7 protein-coding genes and 2 pseudogenes are annotated in these 7,179 nt (G+C 48.8%); all 9 read left to right on the forward strand.

The genetic code is table 11. The features are described from left to right. Positions 1-91 precede the first annotated feature (91 nt). The 9 genes and pseudogenes from JCM17471_RS14300 to JCM17471_RS14595 all read left to right on the forward strand — a co-directional run bounded on the left by JCM17471_RS14300 (position 92) and on the right by JCM17471_RS14595 (position 6,865). Entirely contained in the window at positions 92-262 is a 171-nt protein-coding gene (locus JCM17471_RS14300; RefSeq protein ID WP_156321720.1) for a hypothetical protein, read from the forward strand. Between the two features lie 130 nt (positions 263-392). Continuing rightward, positions 393-1,199, forward strand: coding sequence for a helix-turn-helix transcriptional regulator (locus tag JCM17471_RS12720; protein WP_054778131.1), 807 nt, complete (start codon positions 393-395; stop codon positions 1,197-1,199). Between the two features lie 158 nt (positions 1,200-1,357). Then, on the forward strand, positions 1,358-1,954 hold the full coding sequence (locus JCM17471_RS16150; RefSeq protein WP_305068984.1) for an extracellular solute-binding protein: 597 nt from the start codon (positions 1,358-1,360) through the stop codon (positions 1,952-1,954). After that, a pseudogene (locus JCM17471_RS16155) lies at positions 1,939-2,631 on the forward strand (carbohydrate ABC transporter substrate-binding protein); the annotation flags it as partial. The gene JCM17471_RS16150 and the pseudogene JCM17471_RS16155, both read left to right, overlap by 16 nt. An 87-nt stretch (positions 2,632-2,718) precedes the next feature. Beyond that, positions 2,719-3,615 (forward strand): carbohydrate ABC transporter permease, encoded by an 897-nt coding sequence (locus JCM17471_RS12730; RefSeq protein WP_054778132.1) that lies wholly within the window; start codon positions 2,719-2,721, stop codon positions 3,613-3,615. A 33-nt stretch (positions 3,616-3,648) separates the two neighbouring features. Further along, the gene (locus JCM17471_RS12735; RefSeq protein ID WP_054778133.1) at positions 3,649-4,542 is read left to right on the forward strand and encodes a carbohydrate ABC transporter permease; all 894 of its coding nucleotides are present in this window, start codon (positions 3,649-3,651) and stop codon (positions 4,540-4,542) included. Between the two features lie 64 nt (positions 4,543-4,606). Beyond that, a pseudogene (gene gnpA / locus JCM17471_RS12740) lies at positions 4,607-6,509 on the forward strand (1,3-beta-galactosyl-N-acetylhexosamine phosphorylase); the annotation flags it as partial. A gap of 21 nt (positions 6,510-6,530) precedes the next feature. Continuing rightward, on the forward strand, positions 6,531-6,707 hold the full coding sequence (locus JCM17471_RS15600) for a 1,3-beta-galactosyl-N-acetylhexosamine phosphorylase C-terminal domain-containing protein (protein ID WP_225354307.1): 177 nt from the start codon (positions 6,531-6,533) through the stop codon (positions 6,705-6,707). Then, a complete protein-coding gene (locus JCM17471_RS14595; RefSeq protein ID WP_173578945.1) occupies positions 6,704-6,865 on the forward strand; it encodes a DUF6903 family protein in 162 nt (53 codons plus the stop codon). Before JCM17471_RS15600 ends, JCM17471_RS14595 begins: the two co-directional genes overlap by 4 nt. Positions 6,866-7,179 lie beyond the last annotated feature (314 nt).

Below are 7,179 nucleotides of genomic sequence, written 5' to 3' on the forward strand. Positions count from 1 at the left end.
GTGCCTTAAAATCGAATGCTAGTGGTGAATACTGGACAAGCCGCAAAGAGCAGGTAATACTTGTGGTAAAAGGATAGGCGTAAACTTGATTATGGGGCACAGTAAACAGCAGCAGGCGCTATTAATCGGTGCGGTGAGCGGGATTACGGCCGTACTTGTGATGCGGCTCAATATTAATTGGCTCATTCAAGCGGGGATGATCGGCATCGCGGTCTATCTCGCCACGCGCTGGGTGGGCCGGCATGATGGGCGAACAAAATAAATCGCCGCAGAATTATCTGAATCCAGATAGTACTGGGGCGTTTTTTATTACAATTAAATGTAAACGGTTTATATGGTGATTGAATAAGTTTCGCGTTACACTTCAAATAGCACGACTGAGGAGGAATAGAATGGCACTCGTGAGTAACAACTTATCGGCGGACAATGTGTCGTTGTTGTATGTGCGTCAGTCCGAGTACCAGGCTGCGGATTGGCATAGCACAATGCACTCCCATTATTTTACAGAACTCCTGTATGTGATTGGGGGTGATGGCCGGATGCAATTTGAGGCACACAGTGAGGTGCTCAAGCCACACTCAGTCATTGTGGTGAATCCGTACGTGCGTCACACTGAAACCTCGTCAACAGATCGGCCATTGCATTATATCGTGCTGGGTTTGGACAACATTCGGTTAGCAAAAGATGAATTGATGGTCGAGAATTTTTATCACTTTACCGATACGGCGGGTGAAATTTTACCGCTACTCAAATTAATGCTGCAGGAAGCCAGTCGTCAGTTGCAAGGCAGTGACCGCATCAATCAGCAATTAGCCAGTGTGATTGTGCGGTTATTTATACGGGCGAACAAGATTCATCTGATTAGTCCGGTTGATCGAGTGCCGCGGGATGGGCAACTGGTCAAAAACTACCTCGATAATCACTTCAAGGAGCATCTGAACCTGGATCAGGTGGCTAGCGCGCTGCATTTTGACAAGTTCTACATCATCCATGTCTTCAAACACGCGTTCAATGACACGCCGATGAGTTATGTGATCCATCTCAGGCTGGCGGCGAGTCAGGAGCTGCTCGAAAACACGGACTATGCCATCGGCCAAGTCGCGATGATCACCGGCTTTGATTCGCAATCGTACTTCAATCAATTGTTCCGGGCCAAGGTGCACTTATCCCCATCTCAGTACCGGCGACTGCATCGTTGATTTTTAGGGATAGCGTGTGAACCATTAATTCTGCAATATATCTAAAAAAGCACGCAACTTCTTGATATTTTAACCGCTTACATTGATTTATGCTTTAACTAATCAAAAAGGGGGAAGTTCAAATGAAAAAGCGATTGATATTCACGGTGCTGGCCACGATGTCTGTGGGACTGATCCTCGCGGCGTGTGGTTCGAGCAAGGGTTCAAGCAACAGCAGTAATGATAAAACGCTCAAGGTAGCAGCACTTGAAGGTGGCTATGGCGCAGATGTTTGGAAGAAGGTCGCCAAGGACTTTGAATCTGCAAACCCTGGCGTCAAAGTGCAATTGACCATCGATAAGAAATTGGAATCCGTCATCAGTCCACAGATGAAGGCCAATGATTATCCGGATGTTGTGCATCTGGCCACGGGTCGGCCCGACGGCTTAACGGAAACCATGATCAAGGGTAAGAACATGGAAGACCTCTCCAGCGTGATGAACATGAAGATTCCTGGGGAGAGTCAAACTGTCAAAGATGTCTTGCGTCCTGGGTTTGATGGCACGCTGGCAACTGAACCTTATGGTGATGGCAAGACTTATATGATGCCAATGTTCTATGCACCAACCGGCTTGTTCTACAACAAGACATTACTCAAGGACAATGGCTGGACCGTGCCAAAGACTTGGGATGAGATGTTGGCACTGGGTCAAAAAGCCAAGGCCAAGAATATTTCACTCTTCACCTACCCAACACGGGGTATATGGACAGTCTGAGTTATGCGTTACTTGCTGATATCGGCGGTAAGGATTACTTCAATAAGGCCATGGCTTATGATCACGATGCATGGGCTGGCACTGACGGGACCAAGTACTTCGATTCTGTTGGTCAACTGCTCAAGCAAACCGCGAACACAACCGTAGCGAACGCGAATAACGAAAACTACAAGAAGAACCAACAGCTGATTCTGGATAATAAGGCACTCTTCATGCCAAATGGGACATGGGTTGTCGATGAAATGAAGGATGCACCGCGGTCTAAGGGCTTTGAATGGGGCTTTGCGGCATTACCAGGCGTCAAGGCGAATGATCAATATGCCTACACCTACTTCGAACAGATCTGGGTACCAAAGGCAGCTAAGAATAAGGCATTGGCAAAGAAGTTTGTTGCCTTCATGTATTCCGACAAGGCAGCCAAAGACTTCCTGAAGGGCGGCGCTGTACAACCGATTAAGACAATCGATAGTCAGCTCACCAAGGAACAAAAGGGCTTCTACGATGTTTATAACAATGGTGCCAAGGTACTGGTTGGTGGCTTCAAGAATGCTAAGGCCGTTGAAGGGGTTAACTGGACAGATACCCTGTTTGGTGAAATGACCTCCGTGACGAATAACACGAAGTCAGTCAAGAGCTGGCAAACAGATGTCGTCAAGGCAGCGGACAAGCTGCGTTAATTGAGCGACTGAAAGTGTCGTAGATGGATTAGGGCCGAGGCATACACGTCTCGGCCCTTTGTGTTGGTAGAAAGGAGTGGACAGATTATGGCGGGCAAAAATCGATCACGTACACTATTTATTGTGGCATGTTTGTCTCCAGCCATCATCTTGATGGCGATCTTCATGATCTACCCAGTAATCTCGGTATTTCAAATGTCACTCTATAAGTGGGGTGGCTATAGTCCAGATAAACAGTTTGTGGGCTTAGACAATTTTATGATCTTGGCGAAGGATATGAATTTCATTCGCTCGTTCCAAAATACGATTCTGTTAATTGTTCTGGTGACCGTGGTGACGTTGGCATTTGCCTTGGTTTTTGCGGCCATCTTGACTCGGGTCAAATTCTTTGGTGTGAACTTCTTTCGGGTCATCTTCTATATTCCTAACATCTTATCAATTGTCGTCATTTCTGCGATGTTCTCCGCTATTTATGATCCGAGCCAAGGCTTGTTAAACAGCTTCTTGCGCCTGTTTGAGCCCAAGACGTGGGCGGGGGTGCAGTGGCTCGGCAATGAAAAACTAGTCATTTTCTCACTGGCGATCACCTTAATCTGGCAGGCGATCGGGTATTACATGGTGATGTACATGTCGAGTATGGCGAGCATCCCAGAGGACCTGTATGAGAGCTCCTCACTGGATGGCGCGGGTGCACTCAAGCAGTTCTTCACGATTACAATTCCGCTGACTTGGAGCACGATCCGTACCACATTGACCTTCTTTGTCATCAGTACCATCAATCTGAGTTTCCTGTTGGTGACCGCGTTGACCGGTGGCGGCCCGAATGGCTCAACCGAAGTCTTCTTGAGCTATATGTATAAACAAGCCAACACCAATAGTGCCTATGGGTACGGGATGGCCATCGGGGTTGTCGTGTTTGTCTTCTCGTTTGCGCTGTCAGCCATCTTGCAGGCGATTACCAAGCGTGACACCTATGAGTTCTAGTCAGCGGTGTGACCGGATAAAGGGGGAAGTCGTATGAATGTCGAACAAGAAAAAACCAGTCAGAAAAAAGCCCAACGCTGGTACAAACTATTCGTCTATCTGGTATTGATTCTGCTGGCCATTGTGATTGTCGTACCCATTGCATGGGTGTTCATGGCCAGTGTGAAAAGTAACGCTGAGTTCTATGGCAATCCATGGACACTGCCCAAACACTTTGAGTGGAGCAACTTCGTGTCGGCGTGGACGACAGCCGGCATGGGCCGTTATCTGGGGAACTCGGTCTTTGTCACCGTTGTTGCCCTCCTGTTACTGATTGTGATTGCCTTACCGGCGAGCTATGTCTTGGCCCGCTTCCGATTTGTCGGCCAGCGGTTTTGGAACGCATACTTTATGATTGGCTTATTCATCAATGCCAACTATATCGTCGTGCCGATTTTCTTAATGCTGTTAGGTGGCGATCAGTTCTTACAACAGGTGATGGGGCAGACCTTCTTCTTAAACAACTTGTGGATGCTGGCGCTGATTTATGCCGCGACCGCGCTGCCCTTCACCATTTATCTCTTGGCCAACTACTTCCGGACGCTGCCGGCGAGTTTTGAAGAGGCCGCGTATATCGATGGTGCCGGCTACCTGAAGACCTTCATCAAGGTGATGGCCCCCATGGCACGGCCATCGATCATCACCGTCATCCTGTTTAACTTCTTATCATTCTGGAATGAATATATCATGGCGTTGACCCTGATTCCGGGTGAGAACAAGACCTTGCCCGTGGGCTTGCTCAATCTGAGTGCGGCCCAGAAGTCGGCACAAAATTACGGTCAGCTCTATGCCGGCTTAGTCATTGTCATGTTGCCGACATTGATTCTTTATATCTTGGTTCAAAAACAACTCACCAAAGGCATGACCGTTGGTGGGGTGAAGGGGTGAGTGATGTGCGTAAGGGACAAGTGACGATTCCGAGTGACCAGGACTTTTTGACGCCACCAAGACCTTGATCGACAAATGGGGTGCGGATGCCATTCGTGATTCGGACGGCACCAAGTTGGATCCAGAGCTCAAGACGCTGAGTATGAATTTTATAGTACCTACTTTGTGGCACGAGGCCACAACGAGTTTGCGGCGAGTCATCCAGCGGCGGTCCAACAGCTGTATCTGATGTCTGAACGAGTGGTGGCTTACACGCCAACGCTGACGATTGGACTGATGGCTGGGTACTACGACCAACAGATTCAACCCAATTGGCGCGATAATCCCAAGACTTACTGGGAAGTGATCGATCGCACAACGGGCATGGTGGTGAAGCCGGCTGATTGGACGGTGGATGAAGCGAGTCAAAGCGTGCAGCTCAGTGCGGCGATTCCGTTTCACGAGTATACCGTGAGCTTTTTGGCTGACATGTTGTGGGATCCCACCGAGATGTATAATCACCTCACCAATAACTGGGGCGACAAACCGCACGATATTCCATTTGATGTGCGCGACCCTGCCGCCCGTGACTTCATTCAGAGTTATCTCAAGCAATGGCTGAAGGCCAATCCAGAAATCGATGTGGTGCGCTTTACCACATTCTTCTATCACTTCACGCTGGTGTTTGACCAACACGCCCGAGAGAAATTTGTCGATTGGTTGGGGTATGGGGGTACCGTCTCTGTGGCTGCGCTCAAGGCCTTTGAACAGATTAAGGGCTATCGCTTGCGCCCGGAAGATTTCGTGGATGCGGGCTTCTATAACTCAACCTTCCGCCCACCAACCCAGCGCTATCTCGACTACATCGATTTCGTGCAACGGTTTGTGACCGACCAAGCCAAAATTTGGTCGCCATGGTCCACAGCGCGGATAAAGAAGCGATGATGTTTTTGGGTGATAACTGGATTGGGGCAGAGCCCTATGGCCCATACTTTAAGGAAATCGGATTGGATGCCGTGGTCGGTTCAGTGGGGAGTGGCATGACGTTGCGGTTGATTGCTGACATTCCCGGAGTGAAGTACACCGAGGGTCGGTTCTTACCTTACTTTTTCCCGGATGTGTTTCGCCCGGGGAACGATCCGGTTATTGAAGCTAGAGCAAACTGGTTAACGGCTCGGCGCGCACTGATGCGCAAGCCTTTGGATCGCATTGGCTATGGTGGCTACCTGAAACTGGCGGCGCAATTCCCGCACTTTGTTGATTATGTCGCTCATGTGACCGATGAGTTTCGGGATATCTCAGATAAAATTGCGGACACGATTCCTTATAGTAGTCTCAAGGTGGCAGTCCTGAATGGCTGGGGCAAGTTGCGCAGCTGGCAGTCATTTATTGTGGCTCATGGGAAACGCTACGAGCAAACATACTCCTATGAGGGGGTACTGGAAGCACTCGCCGGTCAGCCGGTTGATGTGATGTTCCTCAGCTTTAATGATATTTTGGCAACCGGGATTCCCGCGGATGTCGATGTCATGATTAACGTCGGCTCGGTCGGCACCGCATTTTCCGGTGGTGATATCTGGCAGGAGCCACGCCTGGTGACATTGATTCGTCAGTGGGTGGCAGCAGGTCATGGCTTTATCGGTATCGGCGAACCGACTGCAACAGCACAACCGTATCAGGGCCGTCGATTCCAATTGGCGGATGTGTTGGGGGTCGATCAGGAGCTCGCTTTTTCATTATCGACAGATCGCTATTGGGATCAGCCGATGGGTGAAAACATTGCGTGGATCACCAAAGACCTGACGCTCGATTTCGGGACCGGGACCCCTAACCTGATTGCGGTGGCGGATGCCCAGTATCTGCGGTATGGCCGCGAGCAACTGCGGATGACGGTCAAGGATTACGGTGCCGGTCGCGGGGTATACATTGCCGGATTGCCGTATACATTGGATAATGCACGGTTGTTGTTGCGGGCGATGCACTATGCCGCCCACAAGGAGTCCATCTTGATGCAAAACTATGCGACGAATCCAAATGTGGAAGTGCATGTCTATCCGGGCAAGGGCCTCTACGCGGTTCTCAATAATACGCACGATAAGCAAAATAGTGAGCTATTCCTGAACGGTAAGCACACTGTAGTTGAACTGGAACCAGATGAAATTCGATGGGAGCGTGAGCCACAATGAAGATTGTGATCAATATTGTTTTATTCATTCTCTTTATGACGATGGTGATTTTAGGCCAGCAACATGTGGGTTATGCGGGGTTGAGTGTGATGTTGATTGGACTGGCAGGATTGTTGACGCAGTTGTGGGCGTACAATCGTAATGGCCAACGGGGGTAAATTTTAAAATAGATTTCATCGATTGAAAACAGCGCCACACGCTTGTGTGGCGCTGTTTCTAGTGGTCGCATGAACAAGAATGGCGACGAGTTTGCGAATTATTTTTCAGAAAGTGTTTGACTTTGCTTGATCGCCTTGGTAAGGTATTAAAGTTGTCGCGTCGCAATAAGACGTTAAACAAAAAGTGTTTGACAAGTAAAAGATATCTTGCTATAGTGGTTAAGTTGTCTTTTACAAATAAACGATTTGTTGAAAAACAAAAAACTTCTTGTTGACAATCAAATGTCTGAATGATATGATGATTAAGTTGTCAC

This window comes from Lacticaseibacillus saniviri JCM 17471 = DSM 24301, assembly GCF_001311785.1.
Classification (GTDB): Bacteria; Bacillota; Bacilli; order Lactobacillales; family Lactobacillaceae; genus Lacticaseibacillus; species Lacticaseibacillus saniviri.